Origin of the sequence: Legionella drozanskii LLAP-1 (assembly GCF_001467585.1) — a bacterium.
GTDB classification, from domain to species: domain Bacteria; phylum Pseudomonadota; class Gammaproteobacteria; order Legionellales; family Legionellaceae; genus Tatlockia; species Tatlockia drozanskii.
Genome location: NZ_LNXY01000027.1, coordinates 44,532 through 68,415, shown reverse-complemented (window position 1 = coordinate 68,415; position 23,884 = coordinate 44,532). Strand labels below are relative to the sequence as shown.

Sequence of the window (23,884 nt, the reverse complement as noted above, 5' to 3'; positions counted from 1 at the left end):
TTCCGTGTCTAGTGGTTAATCGAACTCATATCCCGATAACGTGCGCCTGATGCAAATCCTTTGGGCGCTAAGTTATTGATTGTTTGAAGTTCTTCGGGCGACAGGTTAATTTCAGTTGCCGCTATATTTTCTTTAAGGCGTCGGCGTAATTTTGTTCCCGGAATAGGTACAATATTTTCTCCTTGTGCGAGCAGCCATGCTAAAGCAAGTTGAGCGGGTGTAATGCCTTTTTTTAGCGCTAAACGTTCAAGCTCATCGACAATTGCCAGATTTTTATAGAAATTTGCATTTTGGAAACGCGGCAAATAGAGTCGATAATCATCCTCGGCAAAATCCTCAGGTTGCTTGAATCGCCCCGTTAGAAACCCTCGACCAAGAGGGCTATAAGCGACAAAGCCGATATTCAACTCCTTGACTGTTTCTAAAATCTTGTCTTCCGGATCTCGACTCCAGAGTGAGTATTCTGTTTGCAGAGCGCTCATGGGGTGAATTTTATGGGCGCGACGAATTGTTTCTGGTTTCGCTTCGCAGATTCCTAGATAACGAACCTTCCCCATTGTGACGAGTTCAGCCATTGCGCCTATGGTTTCTTCAATAGGAACATTGGGGTCGACGCGCTGTTGATAATACAAATCAATTTCTGTAACTCCTAAACGTTCTAATGAGGCATTACAAGATTGGTATACATATTCTGGGCGGCCATTGATTCCAACAAATTGGCCATCAACGGCACGCTCATTGCCAAATTTTGTAGCGATTATTAATTTGTCACGATAATCTTTAATCGCTTTTCCGATTAATTGTTCATTAGCGAAAGGCCCATATATATCGGCTGTGTCAAGAAAATTTAAACCATTTTCAATCGCAAGTTGGATGGTTGCCATGGATTCTTTTTCACTACCTCCTTTATAAAACTCTGACATTCCCATACAGCCCAAACCTAAACGAGAAACAACAAGTCCTTGATTCCCTAATCTAACTTGTTTCATTGCACACTCCATTGGCATCTTAAAATGACTGTACACAAATATCTTGAGTATAGGTCGACTTTGATAATTTTTATTATATTGTGATGAACTTATAATAAGTATGGGTTTGATAACCCGAAGATGTTAGAGTGGAATTTATACAGATTAGGGGGATTTTTAGGCTAAACCAAGCGAGAAACAAGGAAGAGTGCATGACGCAGTTAAAGGATAAAACAGTTTGGATTACGGGTGCTTCTTCAGGTATTGGTGAAGCCTTATCTTATGAAATGGCTCGAGCAGGGGCAAAAGTTATCCTGTCTGCAAGGCATGAAAAAGAACTTCAGCGTGTTCGAGGAAATTGTGTTCATCCTGAAAGACATGTGGTAATTCCCCTCGATCTTGAAAAATATCATGAGCTTGAGGATAAGGCTAACGTAGTCTTGAAACAGCATGGGCCTATTGATGTCTTAATTAATAATGGGGGTATTTCCCAACGATATTTAGCTGCCGACGCTTTGCTGAAGGTAGACGAAAAAATTATGCATATTAATTTTTTAGGAACAATTGCATTGACTCGTCCTGTTCTCAAAGGAATGTTAGAGCGCAATAGTGGTCATGTCGTGATTGTCTCGAGCATATTAGGATTCTATGGTATACAAACTCGCTCTGCCTATAGTGCTAGTAAGCATGCGTTAAGAGGCTATTTTGAATCGCTACGCAACGAGTTGGCGAAAACCGAGATTAAAATCACAATGGTTTATCCTGGCTATGTAAAAACAGAAATTTCAACACATGCATTACTGGGCGATGGATCTTCCTATGGAAAAATTGATCGATTTCATCTTAATGCTATTCCTCCTGAAATATGTGCAGAAAAAATTCGGAAGGCAATTGAACATGATAAAGCGGAAGTTATTGTAGCGGGAATGAAAGAGCGATTTGGTTTGTTAGTAATGCGTTTCTTGCCAGCAGTTTTTCGTTTTCTAGCACCTAGGCTTAAGGTGTAATAAAGCAATTTGGCGGAGAGAGAGGGATTCGAACCCTCGATACGTTTCCGTATACACACTTTCCAGGCGTGCGCCTTCAACCGCTCGGCCATCTCTCCTATGGCGCGAAAGAATATACTTATACCACCAGGAAATCAACCCAGTTCTAGCGTGCAAATTACAAATCTACGCATATAATTAGATTATCAACGATTAGTATATTTAGGAATGTCTTTATGATTAAGTCTTTACTTTCGGTTTTTTTAACCATGGTATCTTCTCAACTTCTGGCATTTCCCTGTTATTTTACTTTAGCTAAGGATAGTTGCTGGACAAATTACGATGTAAAAGTGACTGTTATCGATGCCACAACCAATCAGACCTTAACTACAGTGGAAGCTCCTAAAGGAACCTCTTGGGCAAGACAAACTTTTGAGTGTCAGCCTGCCCAGAAATTAATGTATCAAGCTAGTTTTCAACCTATTTTTTGGCAGTCTGATAAAGGAAAAGTTTATATGGCACTGCGCTATTGGTTCCTACCCGGCTCGATAGGCGCAGATCAAATCGCTTGGGAAATTCCTGTTTGTTATCCTGCCGATTTTGCAGCAGTGCCTTTTCCACCTGATGCTGCCGGCAATTGCCACTGTGACTTTAAAGGGATTCCGCCAATTCAAAAGCCACAACAACCTAAACCATAGAAAGCTTAACCTACCAACAAAGGTTAGTGCTTTGGTTGCAGTTTCGTATTGCCTCAAACTGGCAGAAGTTTGAGGCTTTGTGTATGATGCAAGGCACTAAAAGAAGAATAAATAAAGAGGATAAGAGTTGACTAACTTGAGGCATCAAATTGGACAAATGCTGATCATGGGCTTTGCAGGTGCTGCGATTGATGATCAGAGTCCTGTGGCTAATTGGTTAAGTAGGGATGGTATTGGCGGTGTTTTACTATTCGATTACGATTTAGTTAATCAACGCCAAGGAAAAAATTTAGTTGATCAGGCACAAATCAAACAATTAACCCATCAAATTCGTGCCTATGCAAAACAGACTCCAGCTCCGTTTATCGCTATTGATTATGAAGGTGGCGCTGTTGATAGGTTACGTCATATTCCTGGATGTATAACAACAAAAAAACCTATTGAACTCACCATGCTGTCAGAGACTGCTTTACAAGCAGAAATAGAGAAAATGGCTGAAACTGTAAAATCACTGGGTTTTAATTTGAATTTTGCACCGCTTGTTGATCTTAATTTATCTCAAGAACAAGGAATAATTGGCAGGCTTGGTCGTAGTTTTTCATCTGAACCAGCCCAGGTAGAACGGCTTGCAAAAAAGTTTGTTGAAATTTTTTCTGAGCACGGTATCACTTGCTGTTATAAGCATTTTCCTGGTCACGGAAGTGCTATTGGCGATACGCATGAAGGTTTTGTTGATGTGACGGAAACCTTTCAACCCAACGAGCTCGAACCTTATTCTCAATTGCTAAATCAACATAAGTACCCGATGATGATAATGACGGCTCATGTGATCAATCGTAAACTGGATACAGGCGGATTACCGGCTACTTTGTCGAAGTCCATTCTTACAGGGATATTACGAGAGAAATTAGGATTTGATGGGGTAATTATCAGTGATGATTTGCAGATGCAAGCAATCTCTAATCATTATTCGCTTGATGAGGCTTTACGCTTGACCATTAATGCAGGTGCCGACATGGTTATCTTGGCTAACCAGTTGGGTGAGATTACAGCGCCTGAAGTGATTGATAGAATCGAAGAGTTAGTCCACAATAACGCCATCGAGCGTATTCGCATTGAGCAAGCCTATCAAAGAATATTGAAGTTAAAACAAGCTCATTTGGCCTTGGCTTAGAGAGGTCCATTGCTTAGACCACAGAGGTCCAAAACTGGGGTCAAGCCTTAGGGATTTGCTCAGGGAACCCTCAAGGCAGTGTTACTCATTAATATAGGTCTTGACTCAGGAGCACACTATGTTAAAATATGCTCTCAATGATTAAAAATTGAACTAATGGTGATTATGAAAAAACCTAGCTGGCTACACAAAACTACTCCATCTTCTCAAGTAGCGCACTTCTCTTCTCTTTTGTGTTGTTGTTGCTAGTCATTGCTTTGTTTTTATCCCTAAATCCCTAATCAATTTTTAAAGGTATTACTATGTGCGCTCAACACACCCATCACAAAAAACGTTGGTTTAGTATTCCGGTTTTATATGCTGTAATGATTTTTCTTGGCGTCATTAGCGGTTACTCGGATATTGCTCTATTAAAAATCTTTGGTTTATTTATTTCAGACGTTTTTATCAAAATTTTTAAATGTATCAGTCTGCCAATTATTGCTTTATCCATTATTGTTACTTTATCTAATTACCGGGCTGACGGTGTAATGCGCACCGTATGGCGGCGTGCGATGAGTTACACTTTAGGCACCACCCTAGTGGCGGCAGCAGTAAGTTGCTTATTGTATCTTCTCATTCATCCGGGAATGATCGGGATGGTTAAACCGGGTGTTATTGAACCACCAACAAATCAGTTGGGTTATTTTCAACATATTGCCAATCTCATTCCTTCTACCATTTTTGAACCTTTTATAGAGCATCAAGTCATGGGAGTTTTGCTCATTGGGATTGTTATTGGTATTGCTATCCGTTTTATCCCAGAACCTGAAGCAAGAAAAACGATTACTCAGTTTTTTCGAGGTGCGCATGGTTTATTTATGGTGATAACTAATTGGGTTATTACTGTCATTCCAATTGGTCTCTACGGTTTTATTACTTCGACTGTGGTGCAGTTGCGTGAGGGCTCCGCCATTAAAGGGATAGGGGAGTATTTATTGATCATTGTCCTTGCTAATCTTATCCAAGGTCTAGTTATTCTGCCTTTATGGCTTAAATCGCAGGGAATAAAACCTTTTGCCGCCTTCAAAGGGATGCTTCCTGCATTGTCGGTTGCTTTCTTCTCTAAATCTTCCGTAGGTACTTTGCCTGTGACGATGGAAACAGCAGAGAAAAATCTAAAGGTAAAACCAGAGATCAGTCGTTTTGTTTTGCCGCTTTGCACAAGCTTAAACATGAATGGCTGTGCCGCGTTTATCTTCACTACAGTTATTTATCTCATGCAAAATCATGGTATTGAAATCTCCTTACCCATGATGGGATTATGGATCGTTATAGCTACCATCGCAGCCATTGGTAATGCAGGCGTGCCTATGGGATGTTTCTTTCTCAGTGCAAGCTTGTTAGCAAGTATGAATGTGCCTATTACTTTAATGGGAATCATTTTACCTTTCTATAGCTTAATCGATATGCTTGAAACCGCTTTAAATGTTTGGTCTGATTCCTGTGTGGCGAAAGTTGTAGACGAAAAAACCTATCAAAACAATGCCGAATTGGCGCCTCAGGTACATGGACAATTGCAGGTTGAAGGCTAAGCTAATAACAAAAATCGGGATGCAAGGCTGACCTGATAAAAAAAAATCTATCTGCTCTATAATTAATCTATAAAGATTGGTTTTGGAGCTAATTATGAGAGCGGGTGGAAGAGTTTTATCTGGAAAAGGAAAAGGTTTTTTTGCCGAATCTGGCGTTGGTTTGCCTAAATCTATAGCACGTCAATTACCCCCAGCAGCGAAAGACTCGCCGGTTTTTACAACAACACCTATTTTAGAGAGAGAATATTCGACCTTCGGTTATAAACCAACTTCTTTTCTAGGTCGTAAAACTTTGACTACTCGTTTAATAGTTCCGGAGCTGTCTCAATCAGGAAAAAGAGGAATTGTTCTAAAGGCTCATGAAGAAGATTTCAAAATAACTTTAGTGAAACCAAATAAACCACAAAAAGAAGCAATTGTTCTCCATAATGCTCAACTACATCGCAAAAAGCCAATGGATTCTGATTCATTCATGGTTATTCCTAAAGAGGAAAACCCTCAGATAATCAGTACGACTAATCAAGTATTACACTCAGCTTTACGTGATAACAGAAAATTGTCTGCCTCTCAGTCGAATGATAGAGAAGACGTTGTAAAACAGACTGATCAGGTGCTTGGCGGAGTAACCGTTGATAGTTTAGGTCCTTACTTTGGTGGTAATCCTACTGTGATTTTGAATCGTAATCTTAAAGAAGCAATTTACCCTGATGCCACTTTGTTAGATCTATCAGGAATAGATGCGTTTAGAGAGGCAAGCGAAGAAACAGAGAAACATGGTCCCAGATTATCATCACACCGGCAATCTCTTCTTGTTTTTGATAAGAGCAGTGGGCTGTATAGAACAGAGTTATTAGAATCCAGAGCTTTTGTAAATTCTTCCATTCATCGAGGGATGCAAAAGGGACCGGATGGACAATATCATCCAGTGACTTGCTACACACCGGGATCCTCTTTACTAAGCCACTCTAAATCAAGGGTTGCTTTGCGCCACGATGGCTCGACACTACAAACACTTTCAATTGCCACTAATGCTTCCGCAGATGTATTAACTCACTGGATTCTCAATGCAGCAAATGAAGTGTTTGGAAAAGATGCCCATAGTTTATCAGGGTTGAAGAGAATTTATTCCGATAAGGGAGTGGTGGAGTCGTTGATTGTTCACCAAGGTTTGGGACAGAAATTAACTCATTTTGGCTTACTGTTCACCGGTACTCCTTTTGATATGACAACGATGACTATTCATCGTGATAAAGAGGGCAATGCTTTACATATCATGTCTCATAAACGCACAAAACCATGGCCAGCCAATGAATCAGTGATTGAAATTACCGGTCCAGATGGAAAGAGGCAATGTGTGATTTATGACAGCATTATTCCTAAAGTGGGTTTTTGGCGAGATTTTACAGTGACCAAATTAGCAGCCCCAATCTTGAATGAAAGTGTTGTCATGGGAGCTATAGAGGAAGGGCAGCTCAAAGATATTACGGATAAAGAACTATTAGAAGATATGGTCGCTCAAAATGAAAAGGGACGTTTTACCCTCGGTGAATTGTTAAAAGAAGATGTGCCGATTAGCATGAAAATGGCGGCAGCTGGATTGACTAAGTCTGATCCTCGCTCACGCGTAACCCTGGTTTCGCCCACAGGGGAGTTCGATAAAGAAAAACTCATTAGACAACATATGGCACAAGAGCCACGCACCGTCGAATATTATTTCTGTGGGCGTGCCGCTCGCATTTTGGCTGAAAACTTAGAAGCAGCTATTCAAGATAATTACTCGCTTTGGGAAGAAAACGCCAGCATAAGAAATTTATGGTCAATTGTTACCTCGGCTGTCCCCACTTATGGAAATATTACAGAATATGCCACGGAATACAGTACGGTCATCAAGGAAATCATGAAAGACCCTGCGGAAGTTCAAAGAATGGATGAATGTCTAAAGTGGGCTAGAGAAGCCAGTGACTTGGCAATCACTGAGGATCGGACCTTGGCTCATTAGAATAAGCTATTAATTTTATTGGAAATAATGTATTTTATTAATACATTGTTTTCAATTTTTGTAAAATCATATATACTTCGCTGCGCAATTTGATTTATAAAGGAATACCTTATGCGAACTCGCCGTGATTTAAATGGAAAAGGTCCTCTTCTCCGTACCTTAACTAGTCGTACGTCATCAGTTAACGCTAGTTCTAGCTCCCGCTCACTAGCTTACTCTTTGCCTGATCTTCGACCTAGCTATACCTCTTCGCCACCATCAAACAGACCCTATCTCCTGGCCGGAACCTCTCTTGAAAAGATACGTAATTCCCCGTCCTCATCTAGCTCTAGATCTTTATTTGCACCAACACGTAGTTATTCATCTAGACCTACTAATTCAGAGGCACCAACTGAATCATCTCCAGCAGATACTTCAGCAGAAAATGCCCCTACTTGTAAAATTGTTTATGATGGAAGTTGCCCAGTTTGTACTCTCGCGGTAAAAAAATTAGGCCGCTCTGATGTAGAATTAGTTAATGCTCGGGAGAATGTTGAACTTACCAAAAAACTTAATGAGCAGGGTTTTGATTTGGATAAAGGCATGGTTGTTTTTGGGCCAGAAGGAAAAATTCATTTCGGCGCCGACGCAGTTAAAGAAATAGGTAAGCAAAAAGGTGGAATGTACTCCTTTTTCTTAAATTCTTCACTGATGGAAAAGGTCTATCCTTTACTGAGGGCAATTCGAAATAGTCTGATCCCCGAAACTATCGCTGAGCAACAAGCTCGCGAAAAACTAAAGCAACAAGCTAGTAATGGAGAGTCTGCTAAAGGCGAGAAAGAAGAAGAACTAGATTCTATTAGCCGATCAAATAAAATTTAAATTCTATTTCGCTTCTCCATGGTTCCCCCCGAAAGCAAGCGGGGGGCGGTAAGCTATCGTAGGTTGGATCAACTGCTCGGCTATTCGCCCAAAAGTAGCCCTTCACAAATGAAATAATAAATTTGGCTAAGCTTTTCTAAATCAGCTAAAGAAACGCACTCATTGACCTGATGAATCGTTGCATTCACAGGGCCTAGCTCAACCACTTCCACACCATAAGGCGCAATGAATCGACCATCTGAAGTACCTCCACTCGTGGACAGTTCAGGCGTTTGTCCAGTACTCATTCTAATGACCTTAATACAGCTTTCTAATAATCGACCCTGTGCGGTTAAAAATGGTTCGCCATTAAGTCGCCATTCTATACTTGGGGACAGGCCATGACGTTTAAAACAATCTATGACAGCTGCTTTTAATCCTTCAGCAGTTTGCTCAGTTGAAAAGCGAAAATTAAATTGCATGACCAAAGTGCCAGGAATGATATTCCCGGCTTGTCCACCTGCTTGGATATGAGTGACTTGCAGGGAAGTGGGCGGGAAATGTTGATTACCGTGGTCCCACTGTGTTGCTATCAACTCTGTTAAGGCTGGGCTGATTTTATGGATAGGATTTTCGGCTAAATGAGGGTAGGCAACATGACCTTGTTGACCCTCTAAGCTTATTTTTCCAGTTAGCGAACCGCGACGGCCAATTTTTATTACATCCCCTAGGTATTTACTGCTTGATGGCTCTCCTACAATACAGAAATCAGGGTGAATGCCTTGTTTATCTAATTCGGCCATTACATAGGGAGTGCCTAAATCAAAATCGTCTCCCTCTTCACCACTGGTAATAAGAAAACCCAGACTTCCTGTAAAATCAGGATGTTTTTGCGTAAAATCTGCGGCCATTTTCAGCATCGCAGCAAGACTGCCCTTCATATCAGCAGAACCGCGTCCGTAAAGCATGCCATCTTTTTCTACCAAGGAAAAAGGAGGGGTTTCCCATCTATTTTTATCACCTATCGGTACAACGTCAGTGTGTCCTGCAAAAATGAGAAGCGGTGCTTGATGCCCAAAACGAGCAAAAAAATTGGCAACTGGGGGGTTATCAAAACGTTGACAGTCGAATCCATGCTGCTCAAAAAAATCAATCATGAAATCCTGACACCCACGATCATGGGGGGTGACTGATTCGAAACTGATAAGTTTTGCCAGCAGGGAAGAGAGGTCTGTCATTCTTTCACGTCTCGCAATAATTCATTAATGCTAACTTTAGCTCGTGTTTGTGCATCAACTTGTTTGACAATAACAGCACAATATAAACTGTGAGTTCCATCTTCACTCGGCATACTTCCCGAAACCACAACTGAACCCGCAGGAATACGACCGTAGCTTACTTTGCCTGTTAAGCGATTATAAATTTTGGTACTTTGACCAAGATAAACACCCATCGATAAAACGGAGTCACGCTCGACAATTACTCCCTCAACCACTTCTGAGCGGGCGCCAATAAAACAATTATCTTCAATAATTGTAGGATTTGCTTGTAAAGGCTCAAGAACACCGCCTATTCCGGCACCTCCCGATAAGTGAACATTCTTACCGATCTGAGCACAGGAACCAACAGTTGCCCAGGTGTCCACTAATACACCTTCATCAATATAGGCACCGATATTGACATAAGAAGGCATTAATACTGTATTTTTAGCGATGTATGCTCCACGGCGAACCATGGCATGGGGAACAACACGGATACCAGTTTTACTGAACTCAGTCGCACTATAACCTGAAAATTTAAGAGGTACTTTGTCATAAAATTGGCAGAAATTGGCATCGATAATTTGATTCGGGTACAGTCTAAAAGAAAGTAGGACCGCCTTTTTAAGCCATTGGTGCACAATCCATTCATCATTCACTTTTTCAGCAACTCGATAAGTACCTTGATCAAGCCCAGAAAGGACCTCATCGACTGCTGTAATCAGTTCTTTAGGCGCTGTTTCGGGAGATAATTGCTGACGTTGCTCAAAGCCATTTTCAATAATTGTTTGTAATGAGTTCATATTTTACAAGAAATAGTTTGAATTCCACTTAGTATACTCGTCGCTGTCCCTTAGTCAAAAAATTACAACTGCGCTAAAACTTGCAGGAAATAAGATAGTGAGTATACTTCTTCCACTAATTTATTAGTGGGTTGAGTAATGCGTTTGCTAATCACTGGAGCTGCTGGTTTTATTGGTTTTCATTTAACAAAATTACGTTTAGAACGCGGTGATTTCGTCATAGGGATTGATAATCTTAATGATTACTATGATGTTCGTTTGAAGTTGGCTCGCCTTGAACAATTACAAGCCTATCCAAATTTCCAATTTTATCAGCAAGATATAAGTGATTTGCAGAAAATTGATGAAATATTCGCGAAGCATCAACCTCAACGGGTTGTGAATTTAGCTGCTCAAGCAGGCGTACGCTATTCTCTCTCTAATCCTAATTCCTATGTTCAATCCAATGTTGTTGGCTTTACCAATATTATCGAAGCCTGCCGTCACCATCAAATCGAACACTTGATCTATGCTTCAACGAGCTCGGTTTATGGAGCAAATGGCTCGCAGCCTTATCGAGAAGAGGACTCTGTGAATCATCCTCTGACAATCTATGCTGCAACTAAAAAAACCAATGAACTCATTGCACACGCTTATTCACATCTCTACCAATTAGCAACCACTGGTCTGCGTTTTTTTACCGTCTATGGCCCTTGGGGTAGACCCGATATGGCTTTTTTCTCTTTTACTCGCGATATTCTCGCAGGTAAAACGATTAATGTTTACAACCACGGTCAGATGGAACGGGATTTTACCTACATTGACGATATCGTTGCCGGTATTTCTTTAGCGATTGATCAAATAGCGACAGCCAATCCCGAATGGTCAGCTTTAGAGCCTGATGCTGGAAGCAGCAATGCGCCTTATCGAATTTATAATCTAGGCTGCGGCAAGCCAGTCAATTTGCTGGATTATATTCAAGCAATCGAAGAAGCAACCGGCAAAAAAGCGAGCAAAGAATTCTTAGCCATGCAGCCAGGGGATGTGCTATCGACTCATGCCTCGACGCAGCGTTTGCAGGCAGATTTCGGTTATGTGCCAAAAATTGGTTTTCGCGAAGGCATAGGGCGTTTTGTTAGCTGGTATCTCGGTTTTTATTCTTAGTCTTTATTTATTTGTCAATCTGTCCAAGAAAATGACAAACTATCCTTGCTAATGATATAATCCGCCACTTTCACTTAATCACTTCGTTAAACGTTATTCGGAGAAATTCCATGCCAGCACAAGTTAAACTAATTAACTCTGGGAATCGACTTTTGGGTAACAAAGGAATGTCCTTACAACTTAATAAAAAGGGAATTTGTGCTGGTTTAGCTAGCCTTTATATTAAATACTTTTTAGAGGGAAGAGCCCCCGAATTTTTCCGTTTATCTAAATTATTAGCGTCCCCACCAAAAGATTATAAAATAGGTCAAGATGAAAATTTTGATAAGTTTATCCAAGAAGTTGAGATCACATTTAACCCCAATCGTTATAATAAAAATACCGCTCAAGGGGATTTAGAAAAAACGATAACAATTGACGGTAATTTTGTTAAAAATGAATATAATCTTGGCTTAGTGGATAATGAAATTGAATGGGCAAAAATTCTGGAGCAAATTCGTAATAATGGACGTGCTTGCTACGTTGGCTCAAACAACCACGCGGTAGGATTATCTTTTGAAAATGACCAATATATCATCTTTGATCCGAACTATGATGAAGATGAAAAAACAGGTGAAAAAGAATTAAAACTTAATATTAAAGAATTCAATTCTGCCGCAGATGCAATTGCAGAGTTAACGAATTGTTTTTCATATCAAAGAAGCGATCTTGGATTAATAATACGTGTATTTGCTAAACCCAATGCCAAGACCGATCATAAATACCCTGATAAACCAACAATTTGGTCAGCTAGACTTAAAGATCGGACTGATTTTGACAGAAAAATTGCTGAAAAAGAGACTCCATTTAATTCAACAATCTTCGCTATTTGTGCAAATGACACTGAGACTTTGCAATATTTATTAAATCAAAATCAAATAAAACCCGAAGAAATTTTGAGCGCAATTCAATTCCATCGTGATGAAATCGTCTGGAAATACTACCTTAATTTAAATGATTTTGAACAAAAACTGACTCTCCTTAGTCACGCAGCAATTAGTGGATCAACTAGTTTGCTGAATAGAATGTTAGTTAATTTCGAAGATAGTATTAAGACTGGTACGATTTCGGAAGAAGGGTTTAAATCAGCAATTAATACTATCGAACCCTCGTTATTTGAGAATGCAGCCTTATCAGGTAATCTAGGCAATGTAATAGCTGTTACTCAATTATATACAAAATACTCATTAAAGCCCGAATCTCCTGGTTTGGCTGAACGATTGTTTACAGCTATCACAGAAACAGGAAGCGAGGAAATTTTATCCTTCCTCACTAAAACAACGTCCGTTTTAAAGATTAGCTACGATCGGGCGCTGACAATGGTTGGAGAAGCAGCTAAATGGGGTAATGTCAGTAGTTTGCAGTTTTGGTTAAAAGCGGTAGCGGAACTAGAAGCAAAATCAGAAGCAGCGATTGAAACCCAGGACAGGCTGCCCGCTGGAAGTAAGCAGAAGAAAGCGGCTGTTCTTAGTCCTGAAATAATGGCAACCATTACGCCTTACAATCTAAAGAAAATAATACAAGCTGAAATACCGATTAAACCAGGGCTACTTCATGCCGCTTTAGAAAATCCAAACGTAGATATTTTTCAAATCGCCTTGCAAGAACAAGAGGATAATGAATGGACTCGATTTTTAAAAGCGGTTGTTGAGGACGAAGCTCTTAATGGATTTACACAATGTGCTTCTTTATTTGATGAGCATGAAGGAATAAATGCATTTGAGGTTTTAGCTCGTTTTGGCAAATTTGCCCAAATTCGAGACAATTGGCCAGAAGATTTGAATCCTGAAGCAAAAGAAAAGGCTTTAAAATTTGCTTGTAGAAACAGCAGCGCAGAGCTAGTTCGCTTTTTAGTTAATATGGGCTGTGAAGTTTCGGAAGAATTTAAAATCGCAGAATTGAAGTTAGCTGCAGCTAATGGAGATAAGCAAAGAGTCGATGCTATTCTAGCTACCAAAATCAGTATAGAAACGATTTTTCCAAAAACCGCTAAAGGTGGTAAGGTCGAGGTTGAGCTACTTAGTAATCTCATTAACTTAAATAAACACCGTTTTATTACCGACCGCTGGTCTTCGTTAGATACCAAACAGCAGAAATTCTGTTTAAAGGCAGCATTGGTACTCGGTCATCATGAATTAATTGAGAATATTTTTAATCAGATAAATCAATCATCTAATAAAACGCTTTGCCATAAAACCATTTTAGAGCACTTGAAGTTTGCTTATAAATATAAACAACCTTCCTATTTAGCCGAAATTACTCCCCTTATTAAACTGCTTAATAAAGTGGATTTAGTGATTTTTTGGAGAAGAGTAGCTGGAATTAAGGCATATAAAGCTAACCCAACTGAATATACAAAGCTTATTGGGTTTATCTTAAGATATGCAGTTTTAAATCATAATTTTGAACTGGCTGAAAGAACTGCTGAATGCGTTCAGCTCTCCCAGGAGCAATGCTATGACCTATTCGTAGAAGCCTCTAGAACTAAAAATCAAAGAGCTCTTGATTTTTTAACGACACACTATGCGTTCCATCTTACTAATCCTAAAACGTATAAACGCCTAAACATAGAAGGGCATCTCGATTTACTCGAAGTAGCCCTTGCACAAAGTAGTCAACTCCCTAGTCGAGAAATTTGTTTTGAACTATTGGCTAATGCGGTAGAAAAGCATAATAGAAAAATTATTTCTCGCTTGAAATCGTTTATTAATGACTATTATAGAGTAACTGCTGCCCCCCTTAATAAAGCCTTAGATGAAAAAAATGAAGTTGGCGTGCAATTATTACTAGCTCACGGTGCTAGTCTTAGCGAGCGTAACTTCCCGGCTAGAGTTTTTTCACTAGCTTTAGCAACTAATTCAGAAGAATTATTCTTAACAGCATTAGAGAATAAGGAGTTTAAAGCTTATTTTTCCGCTGATCTTAATGAGAAAATTAAAGAGATTTTAGCAAAAGGGCGTCCTAATTTAGTTTATGCCCTCGCTCTCAAGATATCGCTTAATGATAATTATGAGCAATTTATGGCCTATGCAATTCGACATAATGACAGCCGCTTATTCCAGATTCTGCGGCAGATGGATCAATATGTTGAGCAGGATAAAACTAAACTATTTCTTAGAGCCTGTGTCCATCAAAGTGTCGATATAGCGAATGAGGTATTACGAGATCCAATCGATTTGGATGATGTTGAAAAGCAACAAGAATTTGCGGAAGAATTATCGCAAAAACTTCCGTTTAAAAAAACAATACAGCATGAGGCTTTAGGCGCTTTATTTGGTCAACGTTCGGCCCACGAAATTTATGATCTAGTCTATAAAAGTGCTTTAAATCGTCTTTATCTCTATGTAAAAGAACATAATTTTCCGAGCGCTTTATCTTCAATTTATCGTTCTGTTGATGAGTTAATTTTTGATCCAGGTTTGATGAGAAAATCACAAACTAACTCCGAATTAAGAGATAGATTAATCATTCGCGCGCTGGGCGAAGGTAATACCCAAATCTTAACAAAATTAATACAAAGCGAAAAACCTTCATTATCAAACGGCGGATTAGAATTATTTACCGATTCTATTGATCAACCCTTAGTTAGAAAAATATTGCTTGAACATTATAATTTGCTCAATGTCATTAAGGCAGCAGTTGATGCTAAAGAATGGCAAACGGTTTTGGCTTTAATCATTGATCGAAAAAAAGATGAATTAGATGAAGAACTCTTCTCTTCACTCTCTGAATTTGACACAGAACTGATGGAAGCTTTAGCCGTTCATGCACAAAGAGAATTAGCTAATGATCCACGTCAGAAACTTAATGGGCTATTACTTTCTGACAGTACTGAAGTACTTGCTGCTATTTTGCAGAGTAAGAAAGATGAAATTAGTTCCTTAATTATGTCGGTCCAAGAGCAAATGGTTGAAGCAAAAATTGATCTAAAGCGACAGTTTTACGAATTTGACCTTTATCATCAATTTATTAGAGAGGAAGAAGCTTTAGAAGCAATCAGACCTAGAGTAACTGACTTCTTTTCAAAAAAACTGTCTCTAGAAACGATCTTAGAGGATAAGGGATCACTTATTGAAATTAGAGAAATAAAAACAGCTATTGAGAAAAATAATTTAGTGCCTGGCTATTTTGAGGAAAGGGATAGTCTCGTAGAACTATTTGATAAGCTTGATCGAATTGAAGAGGTAGATCGTAAACATTTAGAAATTGAAAAGCGTAGGGAAGAAGGCGAGCGCAAGCGTCAAGAACAGGAGGAAGAGCGAAAGCGTTTAGAAGCCGAAAAGCACAAAGAAGTAGAGCGTATGCGCCAAGAGCAAGAGAAAGAACGTAAACAGGTAGAGGATGAAAAGCGTAGGGAAGAGCAACGCCTGTTACAAGAACAAGAAGAAGAACGTAAGCGCCTTGAGGATGAAAAGCGTAGGGAAGAAGAGCAACGCCTGCGTCAAGAACAAGAGAAAGAGCGTAAGAGGTTAGGGGATGAAATGAAATGCAAACCTCAGGAACAAGAGGGAGAAATACAGGAGTTAAATAAGCATTTTCGCCTATATCAAAATGGTTTGTCATCAATTATAGAGAATTTGAGAAATCCAACTCATTTAGCAGAAATACGTCGGCAACAACAGGTTGAGAAATATCACCTAGAGCCTATTGCATTACTTAAGAAAGAGATAGAAAACTATATGCGCCAACGTGAAAACGAGCCTGAGGTTTGGTTTAGCTTTTTCCAATATACTCAGAAAGAAAAATTGGGTGCAGCTACCCATTTTATTAATGCATTACTAAACACTAATCGATTTATCTCAGAGGAAGATCGAGGTGCACTTAATAATCGTCGACTTTCTGAAAAGATTGAGCAATTTCTTCAACTACATGGGAACCAGCTTCAAGCTGCTTTGGGTGCTACTAAGAAATTCAATTCGGTAGATGATCTAATCGATTTTCTGAATCAACGAGATCCTCTTAATACACTAATTTGGATTCTTCATAAATATGAAAAAAAGCGATCCAAAGGCTATGGGTGGTCTATATTCGACCAATATACTAGGGATGATAAAGTGGGTGGGGCAAAAAATTTAATTAGTCTTCTTTGCCAAGCTAAAGGCTCATTGAAAGAAGCTATGAGTGCTTTGATGCCAGGATCTCGGGCTTTGGGGGCCTTGCAGGAAGGGTCTTTGGGAGATTCTATTCAAGCTTATATCGATAAATATGGTGCTTCACTAGCAGCAGAATTAGGGATAAACCATAAAATTCACAATGTGGAAGAGTTAGTTAATGCTTGTATTTCCTTGAATGCACAGAGCTTTGAAATGGTATAATGAATAATGCCATTCTCGCCCACACTACTGCGAATCCCCGTGGCTTGACCGCGGGGGTCCAAACAGTGGTCCTGCCAGAAAGCCTTGAGTCAGTTGCTACAATCTCCCTGCCTTAGGCTTTGAAGGTACTAACCCTTCAAACTAGCGATTAAATTATCTTTTTCGTGCCAATTACCATTTAGCCAATTCCTAAATTCTAACTGAGTCTCGTCATCCTCGATTAAATTTGAATGCGCAAATTGAGACGGGATGGGTAATTGCCGAATATGTACTTTAATTGACTCGACTCTTCGACAAAGAAAATCCCAGAGTGAATGTTGTTTTCCCGAGTAAATAATGGTCACGTCGAGTAAACTATTAAATTGTTGCCCCATGGCAGAGATAACAAAGCTAATTCCTCCTGCTTTGGGTTTGAGCAAATGTTGATAGGGCGATTGTTGGTGTTGGTTTTTTTGCTGACTATAGCGAGTGCCTTCAACAAAACTCATAATTGTCGCTGGGGAATGTTTAAATCGCTCAATTGCTTTACGTGTGGCTTTTAAATCTTTACCTTTTTTATGTGGTTTTTTTAAAAGATAGTCTTTCGAATAACGCTTCATAAAAGGACAACCCATAGCCCACCAAGAAAAACCCAGCAATGGAATCCATTTTAGCTGATCTTTAATGAAAAATTTCAGTGTTGGTATTTTTCGATTAAAAAGACGCTGCAAAACAACAATATCAAGCCAGCTTTGGTGATTAGCTATAACTAAATACGAATTTTTAAGATTTAAATTTTCTAAGCCACTCACCTGCCACTTGATTTGCTGGGCACGTCCAATATAAGCATTGTTCGAATCGCACCAGAGGGTCGCTATTGTATCAACGAGTCGGGTGCAAATTGCTTGCCAACGACGATTGGGAATTAATTTTAATAAGCCAATAAAAAGAATTGGAATAAAACAGAGGCTAGTTACTGTGATTAGAAACATTAATGCGGCCAAACCATGAAGCTGGCCACCTGATTTTCTTTCTGTGGACATAAATTAACTCCTGATGACTAGTCTAAAGCGTAATTTAAATCAGCGATGAGATCATCGATATGCTCGATTCCCACCGATAACCTAACAAAACCGTCCTCAATGCCAAGCTCTCTACGTGTTTCCGCAGGGATAGAAGCATGAGTCATTATTGCGGGATGCTCAATCAGACTTTCAACTCCACCTAAACTTTCGGCTAAGGTGAATAATTCACAACGAGATAAAAAGCGAGTCGTAGTAGCCAAATCACCTTTGATTATTATCGATATCATGCCACCAAAATCATGCATTTGCTCTTTGGCAAGATGATGTTGTGAATGGCTGGCAAGCCCAGGGTAGATAACTTTTGCAACTTTGGGATGTTTTTCTAACCAACTGGCTAATTGCCCTGCATTTTCACAATGACGTTGCATACGCAGAGGGAGGGTTTTCAAACTGCGAAGCACCATAAAACTATCAAAAGGACCAGCGATCCCACCACAGGAATTGTGTAGGAAAGCTAATTTTTCGGCTAATTCTGGTTTGTCACCAATAACCACTACACCGCTAATTACATCCGAATGACCATTTAAATATTTAGTGGCAGAATGTAAAACAATATCAAAGCCCAACTCCAAAGGTCTTTGAATCCACGGTGTGGCAAAGGTATTATCCACAACGGTAAGTAATTTATAACGTTTCGCTAATGCAGCAATGCCGCTTAAGTTAGCGAGTTTTAACATGGGATTTGAAGGGGTTTCAACCCATAGCATGCGAGTTTTGGAGGTAATTGCAGCTTCAATATTCCGAACATCAGTCATATCGACAAAAGAAAAAGAGAGATTTGATGTTCTGGTTTTTACTTTGTCAAATAATCTAAAACTACCCCCGTATAAGTCATCCATAGCAATGACATGATCACCTGCATCAAGAAGGTCGATAACCGTATTGATTGCTGCCATCCCGGATGCAAAGGCAAATCCACGCTGGCCTGATTCAAGGCTTGCTATACAGCCTTCGTAAGCAGCGCGAGTGGGGTTATGAGTTCGTGAATATTCGTAACCTTGATGCACTCCAGGTGCTGATTGACGATAAGTGGATGTTGCGTAAATTGGTGTCATAACAGCGCCAGTACTGGGATCGGGTTGTTGCCCGGCGTGAATTGCTCTAGTATTGAAATGAGTTTTGTCCATTGTCGTGTTCCTTATTTGAAAAAGCCTACCAGGCAAAAGTCCTAGGAGCAGTATATAATAATCTTAATGAGTCTTAGATGCATAAGTTGGGTAAAAAAATAAATTGCTTCATAGGGAAGTCAATTTTAGTGAGGGACCAATGAGTAGGCAAGAAATTGATTACGAAAAAGTTGCCTCAGCAGCTGAATCTGTAAAAAAAGTGGCAAGGAGCCTTCAATAACAAACGTTTGCGAAGAATTAGGAATTATCTCCTTTACACCTGAATTATCCACATTGCTCGAAAAATGGTATCACAATCAACCTGAATTTCAGCGCTTGAACAACGCCCCACTTTCTGAAAATATTAAGATAGAAACCGACATACTTGAAAAAAATACTGAACTTGAGAAATCCTTATCGCTACTGCGTGCGACCTTAGAGTCTACTGCGGATGGAATAATGATGGTCAATGGCAAAGGTCAAGTAGTTGACTGGAATCAAAAATTTGTGGAGATGTGGCGTATTCCTTCCCACATGCTTGAATCAGGCACAGAAAGTATTGGTTTTGAATATATTTTGGAACAATTAAGTAATCCTGCCGCTGTTATAGCCGATGTGCAATATCTTTATGAAAATCCAGATTGGCAAGGTGAATTGCCTTTATTGCATTTTAAAGATGGTCGTATTTTTGAACGATTTACTCAACCACAGCGAGTTGGCAATGAAATTGTAGGTCGAGTTTACAGTTTTCGCGATGTAACCAGGCGTTTGATGTCTGAAGATGAGCTTCGTATTCGTGAAAGAGCGATTGAAGCAAGCACTCATGGTATCGCAATAGTTGATATTACCAAGCCCCATCAGCCGATCATTTATGTGAATAAAGCATTTAAGCGAATAACAGGATACACCGAGCAACTGGCTATTGGTCAAAATTTAGCACATTTACAAGGTTCTAAGACTGACCAAGTGAACCAAAAACGTATTTTATTAGCGATTAGAGAACAGCGAGAAGAAACCGTTGAACTTGAAAGCTTTAGACGTAATGGAGAATTGTTTTGGTGTGAGCTCAGCGTAGCACCAGTTAGCGATTCGTTTAATAAAGTCAGGCATTATATTTGTATTGTTAACGACATCACGCAGCGAAGAGAAATGGAGAAGCAACTCGTTCGCCAAGCAACGCATGATTCGCTAACTGAACTCCCCAATCGTGTTTTGCTCATGGATAGGGTGGAGCAGGCGATTTTACAAGCGAAGAAAAAAAATACTCTTCTTGCTTTTCTTTTCTTGGATTTAGATCGTTTCAAAATGACAAATGATACCCTGGGCCACAGCGTCGGTGATAAGCTATTGCAAGCGGTTTCAAATCGTCTACTCATTGCTACTAATGATTTTGATACTGTGGCAAGGCTTGGTGGTGATGAATTTGTGATTCTACTTCCTGAATTAAATAGCGAACAACAGGCTCAGCAGATGGCCCAAGAAATTTTACATCTCATTGAAAAGCCATTTCAAGTTGATCAACATAGTTTAAAAATTACCGGAAGTATTGGTATTAGTTTTTATCCCAAAGATGGTCTTGATTATGAATCCTTGATGAAAAGTGCTGACTTATCGATGTATCACGCAAAAGATAGTGGGCGTAATAATTATCGTGTTTTCGAACAAGAAATGAATAGACGCGTTATTAACCATATGCAACTTGATAACGCCTTGCGTGACGCACTAAAGAAAAAGGAATTTTATCTTGTTTACCAGCCACTTATTGATTTAAAGAAAAATTGCATCATTGGTTTTGAGGCTTTAATACGATGGAATAGTCATTTATTAGGCCAAGTATCGCCCATGGAATTCATTGGTATGGCTGAGGAAAATGGATTAATTATAAGCATTGGTAAGTGGGTGTTGGAACAAGCCTGCACTCAAGCAATGCGCTGGCATAAAGAAGGTTATAAAGATTTAAGTATTGCTGTGAATATTTCAGGCCGACAATTCCGGCAAACTGATCTTCCTGAAGTGATCACTGAGGTGTTGAAAAATTCTGGGCTAGCAGCGAAATTTTTAGAACTAGAACTAACAGAGAGTTTACTGGTAGACGATTTAGATCATGCTGTTGAAACAATGTATAAATTAAAGGACATGGGTATCAAGTTAGTGATCGATGATTTTGGTACAGGTTATTCAAGTTTGTCTTACTTAAAACAATTCCCAGTCGATAAATTGAAAATCGATCGCTCTTTCATTAATGAATTAGTCAATAAAGAAAATGATGCGGCAATCGCGCGTGCAATTATTAATCTAGGCCATAGTTTAAATCTAGAAGTATTGGCAGAAGGGGTTGAAACCGAATTACAAAAAGATTTTATCATTGCTCATGGCTGCGACTACGCTCAGGGTTATTATTTTAAACCTCCGAATGTACCTGAAGAGCTACGGGATTATTTGCTTAATTTTCCCGCACCTGGTTCTAGCTAGCATGGTCAAGCGACGTGGATTCGCCTGATTGTAAGGGTAAACTTGGTGAGTTGGGGGCCAAGTCCCCTGAGGTATTGTCACTTTTTTTTGAATAATATTTCGAGCCAAATCCAGTGTTTTACTGAACCGTTCAGCCTGAGGAGGAGCGCCAGCACGTCTCGAAGGCCTGTCCTGAGGCACCTCGAAGGGGCTTTGCACCAAGGCTTCGAGACAGCGCTACACGCTTCCTCAGCCCGAACGGGTCGAGCTGCTGATAGGAGCAACACCTATTTTTGTTCAAAAAAAAAGTGAAGATACCTCAGGCCAAGGCCCAACCGTTATTTAGTCTTCGCAACCAATTTTACATCAACATTCCCATGTATTGCCTTTGAATAAGGGCAAACAGTGTGTGCTGTGTCAACTAATTCCTGAGCAGTCTGCTTATCTACCCCCTCAACTTCGACTTCTAAGAGAACAGAAAGAAAAAATCCTTTTTCATCCGTTGAATTAAGATTAACGGTTGAAACGACAGAGGATCCTGAAATAGGAATTTTTTTATTTCTAGCAACCAGACGTAGTGCACTCTCGAAACAAGCAGCATAACCTGTAGCAAAAAGTTGTTCAGGATTAGTTGCACCACCTTGGCCTCCAAGCTCTTTTGGCGGAGTTAACTTAAGATCCAAGATCCCATCAGCCGATTTAGCATGACCTTCACGACCCCCAGTCACAAAAACTTTAGTTGAATAAAGCACGCCCATTGTAATCCTCCTTGTCAGTACGCTTCTAACATAAATTTTCAGCCCCTATCTTGTCAACTTATTAAGGAAATTTCGCAGACGGGTATGATTTATGCTGAGAGAATTATAAGAATGTATATTAATTAGGTGGTTTTAAGTAAAAAAATTTAACCCACATAATTGCCAATGAAAATTTTAGGGATAGCTCATCTTAGCAAGCTAGGTTAGTGATCGCACTAATTGGTTTGGTTGAGATGAAAGGCAAGGGAGATAAATGATGAAAACTGTAACCATTATTGGTTCTGGTTTAGCAGGAGCTTTGTTATCGCTCTACTTGGCTAGACGTGGCTACCAAGTGGAGCTATTTGAAGCTAGGCCTGATATGAGAATTAAGGAGATCAATCAAGGACGCTCTATTAATCTTGCTTTGTCCTGTCGTGGAATTACGGGCTTAGCCGGAGTGGATTTGATGCGAGAAGTGAAAGACATCATAGTCCCCATGCGGGCTAGAGCCATTCATTTACAAAATGGTGAAATAAAGTATCAAGCATTTGGGCGTCATAAGGAAGAATATATTAACGCGATTTTACGTAATGAACTCAATGAGTTACTACTGAATAAAGCAGAAATGGAAGCGGGAATACGATTGCACTTTAATATGAAACTAGTAGGAATTGACGTGCATAATAAAGTAATTAATTTTGAAGACAAGGATGGCAACCCTATAAACAAGGCTTATCAATTATTGATTGGCGCGGACGGTGCTGCCTCAATTGTTCGAGAAACCCTAGTCGACGAGCAATTAATTCATGCGAAGCGTGAATTTCTTCCGCATGGCTACAAAGAATTATCTATCTCTAAAAATCATACAAAAGATTTTGTTCCAGAACATCTGCATCTTTGGCCAAGAGATTCATTTATGTTATTGGGCAACCCTAACCGCGATCGGTCGATTACGGGTTCGCTATTCTTACCCAAAGAAGGTAAAAACAGTTTTGCTCAACTTGAGGACGAAGATAGCATCCATGCCTTTTTTAAAGAGAAATTTACAGATGCCTATCACGCGATGCCGAATTTAATTCAGGAGTTCACAGAACATCCGATGGGCCATTTGAGTACTATTAAATGCTCCCCTTGGTATTTCGAAGATTCTTGCTTGCTTATTGGTGATGCCGCGCATGGATTAGTGCCTTTTTTTGGGCAAGGGATGAATAGTGCTTTTGAAGATTGCCGTATGTTAAATGAGTTTTTAGATCGCTATCATGATGATTGGCAGCAAGCGATTCCTGCATTTTATGCGTCGCGTAAACTTAATACTGATGCCGTAGCTGAAATGTCGATGGATAACTATCAGGAGATTCAATCGAATATACGTGATGAGAAATTCAATTTAAAAAAACAAACAGAGCAAGAGTTGATGCGTCGGTATCCTCAAAGATATGTTTCTAAGCATGTATTAGTCATGTTTACTAACACGCCTTATGCAAAAGCAAAGGCTCATGGGGTCTTGCAAACTGAGTTATTAAACGAAATTTGTACGAAAGTGAGGTCTGTAGATGAGATAAATTGGAATGAAGTGGATAAATTAATGAAATCATATGACAAAAAATTGGCGAATTTAGGTTAGTTTTTGCAGAATTCGTTAGAATTGAAAAGGTTCGTGGTCATTTTTTTGTCAAAAAAACCGAAATCGGAGCCATTTTTTTGGCGCTATCCGAGCTGTTATGA

At 39.6% G+C, this 23,884-nt stretch carries 15 protein-coding genes, 1 tRNA gene and 1 pseudogene; 10 read left to right on the top strand and 7 right to left on the bottom strand.

Annotation, left to right across the window (positions count from 1 at the left end; all coding sequences use genetic code 11):
• Positions 1-8 precede the first annotated feature (8 nt).
• The gene (locus Ldro_RS09600; protein WP_058496206.1) at positions 9-989 is read right to left on the bottom strand and encodes an aldo/keto reductase; all 981 of its coding nucleotides are present in this window, start codon (positions 987-989) and stop codon (positions 9-11) included.
• Positions 990-1,180: 191 nt separating this feature from the next.
• Between Ldro_RS09600 and Ldro_RS09595 the strand changes: the two genes are divergently transcribed.
• Positions 1,181-1,975 (top strand): SDR family oxidoreductase, encoded by a 795-nt coding sequence (locus tag Ldro_RS09595; RefSeq protein WP_058496205.1) that lies wholly within the window; start codon positions 1,181-1,183, stop codon positions 1,973-1,975.
• Between the two features lie 10 nt (positions 1,976-1,985).
• On the opposite strand, the gene Ldro_RS09590 is transcribed toward Ldro_RS09595, so the two are convergent.
• A tRNA-Ser gene (locus tag Ldro_RS09590) sits at positions 1,986-2,073 on the bottom strand.
• A 117-nt stretch (positions 2,074-2,190) separates the two neighbouring features.
• On the opposite strand from Ldro_RS09590, the gene Ldro_RS09585 reads away from it, so the two are divergent.
• The 5 genes from Ldro_RS09585 to Ldro_RS09565 all read left to right on the top strand — a co-directional run bounded on the left by Ldro_RS09585 (position 2,191) and on the right by Ldro_RS09565 (position 8,260).
• Complete coding sequence (locus Ldro_RS09585; RefSeq protein WP_058496204.1) at positions 2,191-2,652, top strand: hypothetical protein; 462 nt, start codon at positions 2,191-2,193, stop codon at positions 2,650-2,652.
• A 127-nt stretch (positions 2,653-2,779) separates the two neighbouring features.
• Entirely contained in the window at positions 2,780-3,826 is a 1,047-nt protein-coding gene (locus Ldro_RS09580) for a glycoside hydrolase family 3 N-terminal domain-containing protein (RefSeq protein ID WP_131764303.1), read from the top strand.
• A 302-nt stretch (positions 3,827-4,128) separates the two neighbouring features.
• Positions 4,129-5,400, top strand: a complete 1,272-nt coding sequence (locus Ldro_RS09575) for a dicarboxylate/amino acid:cation symporter (protein ID WP_058496203.1) — start codon at positions 4,129-4,131, stop codon at positions 5,398-5,400.
• Between the two features lie 94 nt (positions 5,401-5,494).
• Positions 5,495-7,399, top strand: coding sequence for a hypothetical protein (locus tag Ldro_RS09570; protein ID WP_058496202.1), 1,905 nt, complete (start codon positions 5,495-5,497; stop codon positions 7,397-7,399).
• Positions 7,400-7,510: 111 nt separating this feature from the next.
• Positions 7,511-8,260, top strand: a complete 750-nt coding sequence (locus tag Ldro_RS09565; protein ID WP_058496201.1) for a DCC1-like thiol-disulfide oxidoreductase family protein — start codon at positions 7,511-7,513, stop codon at positions 8,258-8,260.
• 80 nt (positions 8,261-8,340) lie between these two features.
• Here Ldro_RS09565 and dapE read toward each other — a convergent pair whose 3' ends face one another.
• Entirely contained in the window at positions 8,341-9,477 is a 1,137-nt protein-coding gene (gene dapE, locus Ldro_RS09560; RefSeq protein WP_058496200.1) for a succinyl-diaminopimelate desuccinylase, read from the bottom strand.
• Positions 9,474-10,301, bottom strand: a complete 828-nt coding sequence (dapD, locus tag Ldro_RS09555; RefSeq protein ID WP_058496199.1) for a 2,3,4,5-tetrahydropyridine-2,6-dicarboxylate N-succinyltransferase — start codon at positions 10,299-10,301, stop codon at positions 9,474-9,476. The genes dapE and dapD overlap by 4 nt, the downstream gene beginning before the upstream one ends.
• Positions 10,302-10,439: 138 nt before the next feature.
• Between dapD and Ldro_RS09550 the strand changes: the two genes are divergently transcribed.
• Positions 10,440-11,444, top strand: a complete 1,005-nt coding sequence (locus Ldro_RS09550; RefSeq protein ID WP_058496198.1) for an NAD-dependent epimerase — start codon at positions 10,440-10,442, stop codon at positions 11,442-11,444.
• A 110-nt stretch (positions 11,445-11,554) separates the two neighbouring features.
• Positions 11,555-16,798 (top strand): hypothetical protein, encoded by a 5,244-nt coding sequence (locus tag Ldro_RS09545; RefSeq protein ID WP_058496197.1) that lies wholly within the window; start codon positions 11,555-11,557, stop codon positions 16,796-16,798.
• 128 nt (positions 16,799-16,926) lie between these two features.
• Here Ldro_RS09545 and Ldro_RS09540 read toward each other — a convergent pair whose 3' ends face one another.
• Entirely contained in the window at positions 16,927-17,820 is an 894-nt protein-coding gene (locus tag Ldro_RS09540) for an acyltransferase (RefSeq protein WP_058496196.1), read from the bottom strand.
• Positions 17,821-17,837: 17 nt separating this feature from the next.
• On the bottom strand, positions 17,838-18,989 hold the full coding sequence (locus tag Ldro_RS09535; RefSeq protein WP_058496195.1) for a trans-sulfuration enzyme family protein: 1,152 nt from the start codon (positions 18,987-18,989) through the stop codon (positions 17,838-17,840).
• A gap of 139 nt (positions 18,990-19,128) precedes the next feature.
• Here Ldro_RS09535 and Ldro_RS09530 point away from each other — a divergent pair.
• A pseudogene (locus Ldro_RS09530) lies at positions 19,129-21,440 on the top strand (EAL domain-containing protein).
• Between the two features lie 317 nt (positions 21,441-21,757).
• On the opposite strand, the gene Ldro_RS09525 reads toward Ldro_RS09530, so the two are convergent.
• A complete protein-coding gene (locus Ldro_RS09525) occupies positions 21,758-22,177 on the bottom strand; it encodes an organic hydroperoxide resistance protein (RefSeq protein WP_058496194.1) in 420 nt (139 codons plus the stop codon).
• Positions 22,178-22,433: 256 nt separating this feature from the next.
• Between Ldro_RS09525 and Ldro_RS09520 the strand changes: the two genes are divergently transcribed.
• Positions 22,434-23,783, top strand: a complete 1,350-nt coding sequence (locus tag Ldro_RS09520) for an FAD-dependent oxidoreductase (protein ID WP_058496193.1) — start codon at positions 22,434-22,436, stop codon at positions 23,781-23,783.
• Positions 23,784-23,884: the final 101 nt, after the last annotated feature.